This is a genomic window from Shimwellia pseudoproteus, from assembly GCF_016415625.1.
In the GTDB taxonomy this organism is placed as follows: Bacteria; Pseudomonadota; Gammaproteobacteria; order Enterobacterales; family Enterobacteriaceae; genus Shimwellia; species Shimwellia pseudoproteus.
Genome location: NZ_WBXP01000001.1, coordinates 246,500 through 260,637, shown reverse-complemented (window position 1 = coordinate 260,637; position 14,138 = coordinate 246,500). Strand labels below are relative to the sequence as shown.

The following is a 14,138-nucleotide window of genomic DNA, read 5'->3' as shown; positions in this document are numbered from 1 at the left end:
CTGTACGCGTATCAGTAAACGCCGGGGTGTGTGCCGGTGGCGGGCTGGGTGTGTTTAAAACTGGCGGCCAGGGCTTCGGCACTGCGGGCCAGCAGCGTGGTATCCACCCCCACCGCCACAAACAGCGCCCCCAGTTCCAGATAACGGGCCGCCGCCGCCGGATCGGCCATTAAGATCCCCGGCGCTTTACCGGCCGCGCGGATCTGGACAATCGCCTGCTCAATGGCGGCTTTGACGTCCGGATGGTGCGGATTACCGGCGTAACCCATGTCGGCACTGAGATCTGCCGGGCCGATAAATACCCCGTCCACCCCCTCGACATCCAGGATACTGGCCAGATTACTGACCGCTTCCCGGGTTTCTATCTGTACCAGCACGCACATTTCGTCGTTGGCCTGTTGCAGGTAACCCGGAATACGGTTCCAGCGTGATGCCCGGGCCAGGGCGCTACCCACCCCGCGAATCCCCGCTGGCGGGTAACGGGTTGCCAGTACCGCCTGGCGCGCCTGTTCGGCGTTTTGCACCATCGGCACCAGCAGAGTCTGGGTGCCAATATCCAGCAGTTGTTTGATCTGCACCGCATCGTTCCAGGCGGGGCGCACCACGGGGTGGCTGGGGTACGGGGCAATAGCCTGGAGCTGGTGCAGCACGCTCTGGACATCGTTCGGGGCATGTTCGCCATCGATCAGCAGCCAGTCAAACCCGGCACCGGCCAGCAGTTCCGCGCTGTAGCCGCTACATAGCCCCAGCCACAGGCCGATTTGCGGCTGTTGTGCTTTCAGGGCAGCTTTAAAATGGTTGGTTAATGTCATTGCAGGTCTCCTAGACAAAGCGGCAACTGATGGAACCCATGTCGCCGTAGTCAACGTGGAAGGTGTCCCCTTTACTGGCCGGCACCGGGCGGGTAAAGGAGCCGCCGAGAATGATCTGCCCGGCTTCTAACTGGACGTCATAAGCGGAGAGTTTATTGGCCAGCCAGGCCACGCCGTTGGCCGGGTGGTTGAGCACCCCGGCGGCAACGCCGGTCTCTTCGATAACCCCGTTGCGGTACAGCAGGGCAGAGATCCAGCGCAGATCCAGCGCATCGGGGCGGATCGGCCGGCCACCGAGGATCACCCCGGCATTGGCGGCGTTATCGGAAATGGTGTCGAACACTTTACGGGGCTTGCCGCTGAGCGGATCAATATTCGGGCAGCGGGCGTCGATCAGTTCAAGGGCCGGGATCACATAGTCAGTGGCGTTATAGACATCAAACAGGGTGCAGTTCGGCCCGCGCAGTGGTTTAGCCAGTACAAAGGCCAGTTCCACTTCAATACGCGGCACGATAAACCGGTCAGTGGGGATATCGCTGCCATCGTGGAAGAACATATCGTCCAGCAGGGCGCCGTAGTCCGGCTCAGTAATTTGCGAGCTGAGCTGCATCGCCCGGGACGTCAGGCCGATTTTGTGCCCTTTTAGCACCCGCCCTTCGGCAATTTTCAATGCGACCCATTCACGCTGTACAGCGTAGGCATCTTCAATGGTTATCTCCGGGTACTGCCGGGAGATCTGCGGGATCTGTTCGCGGGTTTGTTCTGCCCGGTGCAGGCTCTGCGCGATCAGGGTATGGGTCTCTTTAGCTAACATACGACATTCCTGTAGCCAGTCAGTGGCGGATTAACGTCTGCTTTGTGCCGCTCTCCTGCCGATTCCAGGCGTAGCGGCACCCGCCCCGGCAGTAAACTGCCGGGAAAATAGAGTAAATACTATTAAAAGGTGGTGAAATTACGTGAATAGCGCATGAACGTTGTTTTGCTTGTAGTTCAGCGTGGGGTGTAACTCCTCAAGGGTAAATGACAGGGCCAGATAGCGGCTGTCCATCAGGGCGGCGAAGTGTTCCTTGATCAAGGCGAACAGCATTTCACTGACCTGCTGGCGGCTTTCGAGGCTGCGTCCGGCACCAATTTTCAGGGTCATATGCACAAAAGCATAATCCTGCTCGCCGTCGGCCATTTGCCAGGTATCCAGCCAGATGGCCCGGCTGCGGATCCCCCCCAGCGGGAAGACGCCGGTTGCGGCCAGGGCACTGTTCACTTTGGCAAACAGCGCCGGCAGTTCTGCCTGCTGGCGGATATTTTCAGTACATTCAGCGTAAAAATGCGGCATAGCAGCTCCTCAGGCGCTTTCGGCTAAGGGGAAAACGGCGTTCACCTGGCCGGTGCCGGAGCTGGGGAACAGGTCAGTAATAAACTCCACCTTGCCCTGGTACTGGTCCCAGCCCATCAGCCCGAGCAGCATCACGGTGTCGTGCATATTGCCTTCGCCGTAGCAGTAATCGGCGTATTCCGGCAGCATGCGGCAGAACTCGGCGAATTTACCCTCCCGCCACAGCTTGACCACCCGGTAGTCCATCTGTTCGTCAAATTCCCGGGTCCAGGCGTTCATGCCTTGCTCCGCCCGCTGATCGTCAATAAAGCGGTGGGAGAGTGAGCCGCTGGCCAGCACCGCCACGGTGCCATCATATTTTTCGATGGCCCGGCGTACTGCTTCACCCATCCGGCGGCTGTCGGCAAAATCATGGACTGTGCAGAAGGCGGAAATCGACACCACTTTGAAGTGGCGGTCGCTGTTCATGTAGCGCATCGGCACCAGGGTGCCGTATTCCAGGGTCAGGGTTGAGATGGCGTGGGCCTGGGCGCGAACCCCTTCATGGCGCGCTTCTTGCGCAATCAGGTTACCCAGCACCGGGTTGCCGTCATAGTCGTAGGCCATATCGCGAATAAAGTGCGGCAGTTCGTGGCTGGTATACACCCCCTGGAAGTGGTCGTTACAGTTGATGTGGTAGGCGCTGTTGACCAGCCAGTGGGTATCAAACACCACAATGGTATCGACCCCCAGCTCGCGGCAGCGGCGGCTTATCTCTTTATGGCCATCAATGGCCGCCTGGCGGCAACCGTGGTGTTTCCCCGGCAGTTCCGACAAGTACATCGACGGCACGTGGGTGACTTTGGCGGCTAAGGCTAATTTTCCCATCGTATTTCCCTACTGTAATGACAACGTGGCTGTGTAGACGTGCCGCAATAGTGGCGGCACGTGCCTGTGGGGTCAGACGCCCCATTTCGGGATCGGGTGATCCCCCATGGAGATACAGACGTTTTTCATCTCCGCGAATACCTCGAAACTGTATTCCCCACCTTCGCGGCCGGTACCTGAGGCTTTCACCCCGCCAAACGGCTGGCGTAGATCGCGGACGTTCTGGGTGTTGACAAACACCATGCCCGCTTCGATACCCCGGGCGAGGCGCAGCACTTTGCTGATATCCTGGGTCCAGATATACGAGGCGAGGCCGTATTCCACGTCGTTCGCCAGGCGCAGGCCTTCAGCTTCATCTTTAAACGGCAGCAGGCAGGCCACCGGGCCAAAGATCTCTTCCTGGGCCACGCGCATCCGGTTGTCGACATCCGCCAGAACGGTGGGGCGCAGGAAGTTGCCGCCTTTCAGGTGGGCCGGGAGATCGGTGGGTTTATCCGGTCCGCCCGCCAGCAGGGTGGCGCCTTCTTCAATGCCGAGGCGGATATAGCCAGAGACTTTTTCCCAGTGCTGTTGGCTGATCAGCGCCCCCACCTGGGTGCCAGGATCGGTCGGGTCGCCAACCCGCAGGCGGTTAGCGCGCTCGGCAAAACGGCGCACGAACTCCGGGTAAATGCTCTGCTGGATAAAAATACGTGAACCGGCGGTGCAGCGTTCGCCGTTAATCGAGAAGATGGTAAACAGGGCGGCATCCAGCGCCCGCTCAATATCGGCGTCTTCGAAGACCAGTACCGGGGATTTCCCCCCCAGTTCCATCGAGTACTTTTTCAGCCCGGCGCTTTGCATAATGCGCCGTCCGGTGGCGGTGCCGCCGGTAAAGGAGACCGCGCGGATATCCTGGTGGCGCACCAGGGCATCACCGGCGGTGGCGCCATAGCCCTGCACCACGTTAAGCACCCCGGCCGGAATGCCCGCTTCCAGGGCCAGTTCCCCCAGGCGATCGGCGCTCAGCGGGGAGAGCTCAGACATTTTCAGTACCGCGGTATTCCCCAGGGCCAGGCAGGGGGCCACTTTCCAGGTGGCGGTCATAAACGGCACGTTCCACGGGGAGACCAGCGCACAGACACCCACCGGCTGCACCAGGGTGTAGTTGAGCATTTTGTCATCCACCGGGTAGGTTTTGCCGTTCATCTGCTGGCACACTTCCGCGAAAAACTCGAAGTTGTGTGAGGCCCGCGGGATCAGGACATTTTTGGTCTGATGAATAGGCAGGCCGGTATCGGCGGTTTCCATGGCGGCGATATCCGGCACGTTTTCGTCGATCAACTCACCGAGTTTGCGCATCAGCCGGGCGCGTTCTTTCATCGGCAGGTTGGCCCATTTCGGGAAGGCCTCTTTTGCCGCGGCCACTGCCTGATTAATTTCCGCCTCGCCGCCGGAGGCCACTTCCGCCAGCACCTCGCCGGTGGCGGGGTTGGTGGTCTGGAAGTAGTCGCTGCTGCGAACGTTTTTGCCGTTGATCCAGTGGTTGATGGTTTTCATTTCAGGCTCTCCTCGTAATACTGTTCGCTGATAATGTGGTTTACCAGGCGGCCAACGCCTTCCACTTCCACCACGACTTCATCCCCGGGGACCACATCGGACAGCCCTTTTGGCGTGCCGGTGGCGATCATGTCGCCGGGCTGGAGCGTCATAAACGCACTCAGGTATTCGATCAGAAACGGGATGTTAAACACCATATCGGCGGTGGTGCCTTGCTGGCGCAGTTCTCCATTGACGAAGGTGCGCAGCGCCAGATTATGGGGATCCGGGATAGCGGCTTTATCGACTATCCACGGGCCGATGGGGGTCAGCGTGTCGCGGCTCTTAACCCGTAAATTGGGCCGGTAGTAGTTTTCGAGATAGTCGCGAATGGCGTAATCGTTGCAGACCGTGTAACCGGCCACATACTCCATGGCTTCGGCCTGGCTGACCCGGCGGGCGGCTTTGCCGATCACCACCACCAGCTCGGCTTCGTAATGCATGTACTCGACATTATCCGGGCGCACGGACACCTGGCGGTGGCCGGTCAGGCTATTGGGCGCTTTGATAAAAATCAGCGGTGCTTCCGGGGCTTTAAATTCCAGCTCGGTAGCGTGGTCCGCATAATTGAGGCCGAGGGCAAAAATGGTACCGCTGGCGGGGGGCAGCCAGGTGACCTGATCGGCAGGCAGTTGGGTGCCGTCGGCCAGCAGGATACGATCCTGGTTATCGACAGTAACGGCCAGATCCTGGCCCTGGTAGCGAATACGAGCCTGTTTCATGCGCTTTCTCCTTCAGCCTGCAGGGTGTTTTCCAGTGCCGGGAAGCCCGCGGCCAGAATGCGTACCTGATCCCCCGGATGCAGGGTGACCCGCTGGTGTGGGGTGCCAAGTAAGATCACATCCCCAGGCTGGAGGGTGGCGAAGTCGCTCAGGGCGCTGAGGATCTGGCCTGCGTCGCGCGCCAGATCGGCGGTGTTCCAGGCATCTGCCTGGCGGCCGTTAATCTCGGTAATGATGGTCAGGTTGTGGATGTCCGCCTCGCGGACCAGCGGGCCCAGTGGGCAGAAGCCGTCACGGCATTTCGCCTGGATAGCCGGGCGGTAGAAGCTGGTTTCCGGCAGGCTCAGCTCATTCGCCAGCGCATACCCGGCAATGTACCCGGCGGCATCTTGTGGGCGGACCTTGCGGGCGATTTTGCCGATCACCAGCGCCACAGTGCCGCCGCTTTGCACCTGCTCACCGGCCGGGTAGCCGATGGTGTCGCCGCTGGCTGCGACGGTGTTACGCGGTTTGATAAACCAGACCGGGGTGCGCGGCGGGGTTTTATACGGGGCGTCCTGAAATGCCTGAGCCCAGGCATCCAGTTGGCTTTGATGGTTTAACGCAATGGCAAAAACGGTGTCTTTCATGACCACTCCTTATAGCCTGAATCACTGAGTGCGATGATTCATTAATATATTAATGATCTCTGTTTTAAGCTTCCGTTTTCTTTCTGGCAACTTGAAGTGAAGAATTTGTGATGCAATTAACAATAAATTCACATTTAGGGGTTAACTTACTTTGAAATCAATAAATTAATAATTTAATTTTTTCATGTTATTGTTTGCCATGAGTTTTTATTGTCGCTGACAATAGGTGTTTATAAAATTATTCACTTATTAATGAATTTGCTTTTTGGCCCCGAAAGGTGTTGTTATGATCGGCCGGTGTTTGTGAGGAGGTAACCTGAATGCATGAGTCCGTAACCATTGCGCTGTTGCAGGCCCGCGAGACGGCGATGGGGTACTTTCGCCCAATCGTGAAGCGCCATCATCTGACTGAACAACAGTGGCGTATTGTGCGGGTACTGGCTGAGCACCCCTCAATGGATTTTCACGAGCTGGCTTTTCAGACCTGTATCCTGCGGCCCAGCCTCACCGGGATCTTGACCCGTATGGAGCGTGATGGCCTGGTGCTGCGTTTGAAGCCGGTTAACGATCAGCGCAAACTGTATGTCTCGCTCACCCCCCAGGGGGAGGGGTTATACCAGCGGGCACAGATTGAGGTGGAAGAGGTGTACCGGCAGTTAGAGGCGGAATTTACCCCCGAGAAGCTGAGCCAGCTAACGGGCCTGCTGGAAGAGTTTATTGCCATGGGCAAACGCCATCAGGGCCGTGATGATATGGCCGGGTAACCGCGCCACGGCTGGCGGCAGGGGCGGTATCTGTTGAGTATCTGTTTAGTATTTGATAGTTACGCTTCGGCGCTACCGCATGCACTTTCTTCTTTGACACTTTCAGTGGCCAGGCGTCTTGTATTTCCGGGGATGGGGGAATAACCCTGAAAAATGCCAGGAAAAATCCTGAACTGCGGGTTTATCGCATCCGGGACAAGATTGTAAAGATGCAGTGGAATATGCTGGCCCCCGCTGGTGCAAATACCTGAAGGGTTCAGGTATCACTGAAGACACCGGATTGATCCTGTTGTTAAGAAGAGAAACACTCATGAAAGCTACTAAACGCCTTGTCTGCGTGGCCACGGTTGCCACGATGTTGTTCACCGGGAATGCCTTTGCTGTGACATTGCAGGACCTGTCCAGCGCAGCCAGCTCCCTGGCGAGCAGCAACACCACTGCCACATCCGCTCAGGGCGGCAGCGCACTTTCTTCTCTGACCAGCCTGCTGGCTGGGGGTAGCAATACGCTGAGCTCCAGCACTATCAGTAACGCGACAGGTATCCTGGGCTACTGCGCCAAACAGAAACTGGTTTCTGCTACCGGTGCCGACAGCATTAAAGATCAGCTGATGAGCAAACTGGGCCTCGGCAGCACCGCATCCACCACAACAGCGACTCAGGATCAGCAAACCGATTACCAACAGGGTCTGCAGGGTCTGCTGGATGCCGCCAACGGTAAACAGATTAACCTGACCACCCTGGGTAATACCGATCTGGGCAAAAAAGTGAAAACCAAAGCCTGTGATCTGGTCCTGAAACAGGGTGCTAAATTCCTCTCTTGAGGTCCCGCGGTATAGTGTTATCACGCCGCGAGTGCGTACCGGCCGGCCACTGGGCCGGCTTTTATGCCGCGCTGGATTATTTCCCCCCGCTCTTTTTTTGCGCTTCACGACGTTCTCCTGGCCTGATAACGCCCTGCTCAGCCACTCCTGAGTGCGATAAATCACCGCTCTGACTCTGCCATGCTAATTTTACGCTGTTTTCCGGTACTTACCGGGGGAGCATGCGGCTACGCTGCACTTTCCGCTTTGTAAGAATCAATCCTTTATCAACCTTTTCTGAATACCGATCGCGTAATTTGACACTAAAATTGCAGCGTTATGACATCCTGATTACAGTAGACGGCAAATTTTAATATCACTCTGGCGCCCAAAGGGGTTTCTGTGTCTGAGCTGTTCTCCATTGTGTTGTTTCTGGCATCGGCGGGATTGTATGCGCTGAAAGCCGGGCGTAATACCTGGTGGTTTATTGCTACCCTGGCCGTACTCGGCTTTTTTATCATTCTGAATATCACGCTCCTTGCCAGTAATTACTTTACCGGCGAGGGGATTAACGACGCGGTGCTCTACACCCTGACCAATAGCCTGACCGGGGCGGGCATGGGGAAATATGTGCTGCCCGGGGTCGGGATTGGTCTGGCGCTGGTGGCTATCTTTGGCATTCTTGGCTGGGTGTTGCGCCGCCGCCGGCACCACCCCCATCATTTTGGTTATAGCCTGCTGGCGCTGGCACTGGGCCTGGCATCGGTGGATGCCAGCCCGGCGTTCACTCAGTTGACGGAACTGGTCAAATCCCAGAGCCGTCCCGGCGATCCCGATTTCGGGGTCTATTACAAAGTGCCCGGCAAACAGATAGCCAACCCCAAATACAATCTGGTTTATATCTATGGCGAGAGCCTGGAGCGCACCTATTTTGATGATGCGGCCTTTCCGGGGCTAACCCCGGAACTGGGGGCGCTCAAGCGCCAGTCGCTGGATTTTAGCCACACCGGCCAGTTACCGGGGACCGATTACACCATTGCCGGGATGGTGGCATCCCAGTGCGGGATACCGCTGTTTGCCCCGTTTGAGGGCAATGCATCGTCGTCGGTTTCCAGCTTCTTTCCGCAGAATCTGTGCCTCGGGGATATCCTGAAAAACTCCGGTTACCAAAACTATTTTATCCAGGGGGCGAATCTGCGGTTTGCCGGGAAAGATGTCTTCCTGAAGTCCCACGGTTTTGACCACTTGTATGGTTCCCAGGAGCTGAAAGGGGCACTGGCTGATCCCCACTATATGAACGACTGGGGGCTGTATGACGATACGGTGCTGGATCAGGTGTGGCAGACTTATCAGGAACTCTCCCGCTCCGGGCAGCGCTTCTCGCTGTTTACGCTGACGGTGGATACCCACCACCCGGACGGTTTTGTTTCCCGGACCTGTACCCGCAATCGTTACGAGGTGGGGGGCAAAGAGAACCCGTCGTTCAGTGCGGTAACTTGTAGCCAGCAGCATATCGCCGCGCTGATCAACAAAATTAAAGCATCCCCCTGGTTTAAAGACACCATTATTGTGGTCTCTTCCGACCATTTGGCGATGAATAACACCGCGTGGAAGCAGCTTAATCAGCACGATCGCAATAACCTGTTCTTTGTGATCCGCGGGGATGATCCCCGGCAAGAGGTGATCGCCACCAGGCGTAACTCGATGGATAACGGCGCCACGGTGCTGGATATGCTGGGTGGGGACAACTTCCTTGGCCTGGGGCGCAGTACCCTGTCTGGTGAGTCGCTCTCCACGGTGTTTCTTAACCTGAAAGAGAAGGTTCTGGCCTGGAAGCCGGATATTATCCGGTTATGGAAATTCCCCACCAAAATCGACAAGTTCACCGTCGATACCGAGAAAAAAACCATTAACTTTTCCGGCTCGACCTTCCAGCTGCCGCTGTTACTGCGGGTGTCTGATAACCACATCGAGCCGCTGCCGGAAAGCGAATATTCCGCACCGTTGCGCTATCAGCTGGCGGGGTTTGCCCCCCGGGATGACTTTATCTGGATCGATCGTTGCTACAAAATGGCCCGGATCTGGCAACCGGCGCTGGCGCTGTCGACCGACTGGTGTGTCAGCCAGGGGCAATTAGCCGGTGAGCAAAACGTGCAGCGGGTGGACAAAACCACCTGGCACGGCAAAGCGAAAATACGCAACGATCGGGTCGATATGGCGCGCTTTGAGCAGAATGTTGCGGCGCTGAAAGTGGGGGATAACGACATTCGCTACCAGGCGGATCATTTTATCTTTAATGTCCCCGGGGCCCCTCAGGGGGTGAAAGCGTTTAGCGGGATTTCCCGTACTGAAGAGTGGGGCCGCTGGTCTAATGCCCGCCTGGGCGATGCGGTCACCATTGAGTATAACGACCCGCTACCGGCACAGTTTGAACTGGTGATTACCGCCAAAGCCTTTGGCCAGAACGTCGGCAAACCGATCCCGGTGAAAGTGGGCGATAGCGAACAGGCGCTGATCCTCGGGGAAAATGTGTCCACCACCCGGCTGCGCTTTTCGAACCCGACCGGCAGCGACACGCTGACCATCACCCCGCCGCTGCCGCAGTCAACCAATCTGGGGAATATTCTTGGCCACGCGCCCCGGAAACTGGGGATTGGCATGGTCGATATCCAGATAGTCCCGGTGAGTGGCTGATGACCCGACCCGCCGCCAGGCAAATAAAAACCCGCCGGTGAGCGGGTTTTTATTTGCGCATTATACTGCAAAACACCCAGGCGGAATTAGCTCACCCGGTCCCGGTAACTTTCCCAGTCGAAGGTCAGCAGCAGGCTATGGCCGAGGCGCATTCTGTCCACCACCCGCTCACCCAACTGGCGGGCCAGGCCCGGTGCATCCAGGTTGGTGAGCATACCGGTCGGGCGGCGTGATGAAGAGCGGCGATCAACAATCTGGTTGATGATGACCTTTTCATAGCGGGAGTCCAGCTGCACGCCGATCTCGTCGATAACCAGCAAATCCACGGTGCTGAGATCGTCCAGCAGGTGCTCTTCGGTTTTCTGGCTATCGCTGCTGAAGGTCTGTTTCATGGCGGACATAATATCGGCCACCGTGATGATCAGTACCGTTTTATTGCGGATCAGCAATTCATTGCAGATCGCGGCCGCCAGGTGGTTTTTACCGGTCCCCGGGTTGCCGAAGAAGATAAAACTGTCCATGTTTTTGCCAAAATTCATGGCGTACTGCCAGGCCGCCTCTTTGATATGCTGCTGGGCCGGTGTGCTGGCGTGGTAGTTATCAAATGAGCAGTTGCGGTGCAGCTCGCGAATGCCGGAGCGGCCAAAGGCGCGTTCCATTTTCTTGGCCTGGTTTTCACGGGCGACAGCAATCGCACGCTGTTCCCCCTGTGCTTTCTGCCAGGCCATCAGCTCTTCACTGGTTTTGAATGCCGGTTCGATCCCGGCGGGCATCATCTTTTTCAGGCGGGCAAAGAGATTCTGAGTGTCTTTCATTTCGTCCCCCGGAAACCCGGTAAGGTAACAGAGTAATCCACCGCTGAAATATCATTCATATCCTGGCGGGGTTTGCCGCCATTGGCTGCACGGTTAATCTGAATGCTGCGGGCCAGTTTTTGCTGCCACTGGACGTGGTGGAAAAATTTACCTTCGGCCTGCCAGTAAGCGACAAAAGAGGCCAGCTCTTGCGCGGTGACCGGCTGGCTGAGGGCGATACCCCACAGGGCCGCCATCCGCAGAAAGTCAGCGTCTGGCTGCCAGCCGGGATACATGGCGAATTTCCCGAAAGGCACCGGCACCATGGCTGGCGTGGCGGAGTCTTCCGCAAACAGGGTGTTATCCAGGGCCACATCTGTCAGAACCTGGCTGGCCTTTTCTTCACAGGCCAGCAGGGCGGCCAGACGCTCAGCGGTAATGGCGTAAAAGGCAGGACCGTTATTTTCAAATACCGCCAGCGTACCGTTTTCGGTATTGGCCAGGGCAGCGATGGGGTCCTGGCGAAACGCATCAATACCCATTACATCGGAAGTCAGGATTCTGGAAGACATAACACATTCTCACTACAGCATACGGAACTGTGCCGGTGAAATCCGGACAGTGAAACTCGCCATAGCATAGCATAACCGGGTACGTCTCAGGAGAGGGGGATGGCGGCAGATGTGACTGCCGCCAGACTGATCAGGCGGTGATAATCGTTAGCGTTACGTCGATATTGCCACGGGTGGCATTGGAGTAAGGGCAGACGATGTGCGCGGCATCGACCAGTTTTTTCGCTTCAGCGCTGTCCATGCCCGGCAGATGAATCTTCAGCTCAGCTTCAATGCCAAAACCGGTTGGCAGTGGGCCAATACCCACTTCACCTTCAATAAAGGCGTCTTTCGGGATGGCGATTTTGTCACGACCGGCAACAAACTTCATGGCGCCGAGAAAACAGGCTGAGTATCCGGCGGCGAACAGTTGTTCCGGGTTGGTTACCTCGCCACCTGCACCGCCCATCTCTTTTGGCACGCCGAGTTTGACATCCAGCACGCCGTCCGAGGAGACGGCCCGGCCATCACGACCGCCAGTGGCTTTAGCTTTAGCACGATATACGACTTTTTCTAATGACATGGTGAACTCCTCAGTATTGTTGTTTGCTATACAGTAGTGCGCTATTTATTTTTCGGTAAAAAAACGGACAGCCGCACTGTCAGTTTTGGTTCAGATGACCACGTAATTGCTCCAGCCGGGTTTTGAGATCCAGTATAGAAGACCCATCACAACCCGAGGCACAAAACACCTGTTCAGGTATTTTTTCCGCCAGCGACCGCAGCGCTTTGCCCTGTTCCGTCAGGGTGATGGCGACCTGGCGCTCATCCCGGCGTGAACGCTGGCGGGTGAGCAGACCGCCGTTTCCCAGGCGCTTAAGTAGCGGGGTCAGGGTCGCAGAGTCGAGAAACAGCTGCTCGCCAATGTCGGAAACGGTCAGATCGTCTTTTTCCCATAACACCAGCATCACCAGATACTGTGGGTAGGTCAGATTTAGTGGCGCCAGCAATTGACGGTACAGCTTGTTAAGCGCCAGGTGTGTGGAATAGAGCGCAAAACAGAGCTGGTTATCGAGCTGAAGCAATGACATGACGAATACCTGAGTAATGTTAATATGGTGAATTTATATCGCGCGCAATTTAATTGCAAGTTAAATTTATATACATTTTATTCACACTCGCGGGCGTTTACGGTAAAGCCATAGCCCGGGCAGGGATAACCCCACGGACAGTGCACCAACAATAAATGATGCTTTCAGAAAATTGCTCACCAGGGCGGTCATCAGCGGTTCACTGTAGCCAAAGTGGCTGAGCTTCAGGGCGGCAATCATCGCCATATAAGCAGAGATACCGGGGAACATCGGAATAACTGCCGCCACGGTAAATACCTTGGGGTGGGCCAGATACCAGCGGGACCATGTAATGCCGATACAGCCGATCAAAATAGCGGCTAAAAATGAGCTCCATTTAATGTCCATGCCCGCGTAGAGCATCAGAAAACGCGATCCGTGGCCAATGGCCCCCAGCAAGCCGCACCAGGGCAGGGCGCGCATTGGCACGTTAAATACCATCGCAAAACCGATAGCAGGGACGGCGGCCAGCGCCATATCTTCCAGCAGATTGAGTAACAGCATCATTATGCCCATCCGTGCAGCCCCCATAATGACATTGCCATGATCACCCCAATACAGGTGGCCAGGGTCAGCAGACTGGCCATTGCCCAGCGGGCCAGGCCGGTATTGATATGGCCCTTAAACATATCGGCCACGGCATTGATCAGCGGAAAGCCCGGTACCAGCAGTAAAACACTGGCCGCCATCGCGGTAGGGGAGGTGTTAGCCAGCGGGCCCCACAGCAGAAGCAGGCCGGAGACGGAGGTCGCCACAAACGCCGTCAGGCAAAAGTTAATTTGTGGGTGCATATGGCGCTGGGTCAGAACCTGGCGCAGATACATGGCAAGGCTACTGGCGATAAAAGTCACCAGTGCGCCGTCCCACCCGCCGTTGTTTAGTTTGCAAAAGCAGGCGCAAGAGAGCCCAACCATCAATACCGTGAGCCAGCGCGGATAGCGCAGGGGTTTGATATGGGCAAAGCGTTTGGCCACCTGGTGGGCATCCAGCAGGCGGTGCTCCGCCAGAATCACGATGTGCTGCACTTCGGTGACCACGTGCATGTTGATGCCGCGATCGCTGTTTTTCCGGGTGGTGGTCAGGCAATGGCCATCTTTGATAGTGGTCAGCACAACGGCATTCGCCGAGATCGAACTGTCAACGGCGTCCATGCCCAGTGCCAGACCAAGCCGGGTGGACAACTCTTCAACCAGGGCGCTTTCGGCGCCATGTTGCAGCAAAAACAGCGCGCACTGAATAGCCAGGCGGGTGGCATCCCGCTGGGGGGAGGTGGCGGTATCCGTCATAGGCGCAATTACCTTGTGGCGACTAAACCATAATGAATGTATGGATATCTTTGTAACATACCTTATAGCGGTGGCGGAGTTGGCCAGGATCAATATTTGGTGGTTTATTCAGCGGTTGCGAAATATCTTCCGCATGTTCATATACTTAATGATGAAATATTATGCTGACTATTATT

General features: G+C 56.6%; 14 protein-coding genes and 1 pseudogene. 3 read left to right on the top strand and 12 right to left on the bottom strand.

Features of this window, described 5'->3' with window-relative positions:
* Positions 1 to 11: 11 nt before the first annotated feature.
* From hpaI to F9C28_RS20435, 6 genes and pseudogenes are all read right to left on the bottom strand, one after another.
* Positions 12 to 812, bottom strand: a complete 801-nt coding sequence (gene hpaI, locus F9C28_RS01170; protein ID WP_199013261.1) for a 4-hydroxy-2-oxoheptanedioate aldolase — start codon at positions 810 to 812, stop codon at positions 12 to 14.
* A 10-nt stretch (positions 813 to 822) separates the two neighbouring features.
* Positions 823 to 1,626, bottom strand: coding sequence for a 2-oxo-hept-4-ene-1,7-dioate hydratase (hpaH, locus tag F9C28_RS01165; RefSeq protein WP_199013260.1), 804 nt, complete (start codon positions 1,624 to 1,626; stop codon positions 823 to 825).
* A 138-nt stretch (positions 1,627 to 1,764) separates the two neighbouring features.
* The gene (locus F9C28_RS01160) at positions 1,765 to 2,145 is read right to left on the bottom strand and encodes a 5-carboxymethyl-2-hydroxymuconate Delta-isomerase (protein WP_199013259.1); all 381 of its coding nucleotides are present in this window, start codon (positions 2,143 to 2,145) and stop codon (positions 1,765 to 1,767) included.
* Between the two features lie 9 nt (positions 2,146 to 2,154).
* Positions 2,155 to 3,012, bottom strand: a complete 858-nt coding sequence (hpaD, locus tag F9C28_RS01155; RefSeq protein WP_199013258.1) for a 3,4-dihydroxyphenylacetate 2,3-dioxygenase — start codon at positions 3,010 to 3,012, stop codon at positions 2,155 to 2,157.
* Between the two features lie 72 nt (positions 3,013 to 3,084).
* Entirely contained in the window at positions 3,085 to 4,551 is a 1,467-nt protein-coding gene (hpaE, locus tag F9C28_RS01150; RefSeq protein WP_199013257.1) for a 5-carboxymethyl-2-hydroxymuconate semialdehyde dehydrogenase, read from the bottom strand.
* Positions 4,548 to 5,941: pseudogene (locus F9C28_RS20435) on the bottom strand (fumarylacetoacetate hydrolase family protein). The gene hpaE and the pseudogene F9C28_RS20435 overlap by 4 nt, the downstream one beginning before the upstream one ends.
* 320 nt (positions 5,942 to 6,261) lie before the next feature.
* Between F9C28_RS20435 and hpaR the strand changes: the two are divergent.
* The 3 genes from hpaR (at position 6,262) to opgB (ending at position 10,201) form a co-directional block, all read left to right on the top strand.
* The gene (hpaR, locus tag F9C28_RS01135) at positions 6,262 to 6,705 is read left to right on the top strand and encodes a homoprotocatechuate degradation operon regulator HpaR (RefSeq protein ID WP_199013254.1); all 444 of its coding nucleotides are present in this window, start codon (positions 6,262 to 6,264) and stop codon (positions 6,703 to 6,705) included.
* Between the two features lie 310 nt (positions 6,706 to 7,015).
* Positions 7,016 to 7,528 (top strand): DUF2501 domain-containing protein, encoded by a 513-nt coding sequence (locus F9C28_RS01130; RefSeq protein ID WP_199013253.1) that lies wholly within the window; start codon positions 7,016 to 7,018, stop codon positions 7,526 to 7,528.
* A gap of 381 nt (positions 7,529 to 7,909) precedes the next feature.
* The gene (gene opgB, locus F9C28_RS01125; protein ID WP_199013252.1) at positions 7,910 to 10,201 is read left to right on the top strand and encodes a phosphatidylglycerol--membrane-oligosaccharide glycerophosphotransferase; all 2,292 of its coding nucleotides are present in this window, start codon (positions 7,910 to 7,912) and stop codon (positions 10,199 to 10,201) included.
* Between the two features lie 86 nt (positions 10,202 to 10,287).
* Here the strand turns inward: opgB and dnaC are convergent, their stop codons facing one another.
* The 6 genes from dnaC to F9C28_RS01095 all read right to left on the bottom strand — a co-directional run bounded on the left by dnaC (position 10,288) and on the right by F9C28_RS01095 (position 13,962).
* Positions 10,288 to 11,016 (bottom strand): DNA replication protein DnaC, encoded by a 729-nt coding sequence (gene dnaC / locus F9C28_RS01120; RefSeq protein ID WP_199013251.1) that lies wholly within the window; start codon positions 11,014 to 11,016, stop codon positions 10,288 to 10,290.
* Positions 11,013 to 11,567, bottom strand: a complete 555-nt coding sequence (gene dnaT / locus F9C28_RS01115; protein ID WP_199013250.1) for a primosomal protein DnaT — start codon at positions 11,565 to 11,567, stop codon at positions 11,013 to 11,015. The genes dnaC and dnaT overlap by 4 nt, the downstream gene beginning before the upstream one ends.
* Positions 11,568 to 11,697: 130 nt before the next feature.
* Positions 11,698 to 12,129 carry an organic hydroperoxide resistance protein gene (locus tag F9C28_RS01110; protein WP_199013249.1) on the bottom strand — a complete coding sequence of 144 codons (432 nt, stop codon included), beginning with the start codon at positions 12,127 to 12,129 and terminating at the stop codon, positions 11,698 to 11,700.
* Positions 12,130 to 12,208: 79 nt separating this feature from the next.
* Complete coding sequence (locus tag F9C28_RS01105; protein ID WP_199013248.1) at positions 12,209 to 12,637, bottom strand: MarR family winged helix-turn-helix transcriptional regulator; 429 nt, start codon at positions 12,635 to 12,637, stop codon at positions 12,209 to 12,211.
* 81 nt (positions 12,638 to 12,718) lie between these two features.
* Entirely contained in the window at positions 12,719 to 13,192 is a 474-nt protein-coding gene (locus F9C28_RS01100; protein ID WP_199013247.1) for a threonine/serine exporter, read from the bottom strand.
* Positions 13,183 to 13,962 carry a threonine/serine exporter family protein gene (locus tag F9C28_RS01095; protein ID WP_199013246.1) on the bottom strand — a complete coding sequence of 260 codons (780 nt, stop codon included), beginning with the start codon at positions 13,960 to 13,962 and terminating at the stop codon, positions 13,183 to 13,185. Before F9C28_RS01095 ends, F9C28_RS01100 begins: the two co-directional genes overlap by 10 nt.
* Positions 13,963 to 14,138 lie beyond the last annotated feature (176 nt).

Coding starts and splice junctions, on each gene's coding strand:
- hpaR (WP_199013254.1), top strand. CDS start 6,262: ATGCATGAGTCCGTAACCATTGCGCTGTTGCAGGCCCGCGAGACGGCG.
- hpaE (WP_199013257.1), bottom strand. CDS start 4,551: ATGAAAACCATCAACCACTGGATCAACGGCAAAAACGTTCGCAGCAGC.
- F9C28_RS01105 (WP_199013248.1), bottom strand. CDS start 12,637: ATGTCATTGCTTCAGCTCGATAACCAGCTCTGTTTTGCGCTCTATTCC.
- dnaT (WP_199013250.1), bottom strand. CDS start 11,567: ATGTCTTCCAGAATCCTGACTTCCGATGTAATGGGTATTGATGCGTTT.
- dnaC (WP_199013251.1), bottom strand. CDS start 11,016: ATGAAAGACACTCAGAATCTCTTTGCCCGCCTGAAAAAGATGATGCCC.
- hpaI (WP_199013261.1), bottom strand. CDS start 812: ATGACATTAACCAACCATTTTAAAGCTGCCCTGAAAGCACAACAGCCG.
- F9C28_RS01110 (WP_199013249.1), bottom strand. CDS start 12,129: ATGTCATTAGAAAAAGTCGTATATCGTGCTAAAGCTAAAGCCACTGGC.
- F9C28_RS01130 (WP_199013253.1), top strand. CDS start 7,016: ATGAAAGCTACTAAACGCCTTGTCTGCGTGGCCACGGTTGCCACGATG.
- hpaD (WP_199013258.1), bottom strand. CDS start 3,012: ATGGGAAAATTAGCCTTAGCCGCCAAAGTCACCCACGTGCCGTCGATG.
- F9C28_RS01100 (WP_199013247.1), bottom strand. CDS start 13,192: ATGGGCATAATGATGCTGTTACTCAATCTGCTGGAAGATATGGCGCTG.
- F9C28_RS01160 (WP_199013259.1), bottom strand. CDS start 2,145: ATGCCGCATTTTTACGCTGAATGTACTGAAAATATCCGCCAGCAGGCA.
- F9C28_RS01095 (WP_199013246.1), bottom strand. CDS start 13,962: ATGACGGATACCGCCACCTCCCCCCAGCGGGATGCCACCCGCCTGGCT.
- hpaH (WP_199013260.1), bottom strand. CDS start 1,626: ATGTTAGCTAAAGAGACCCATACCCTGATCGCGCAGAGCCTGCACCGG.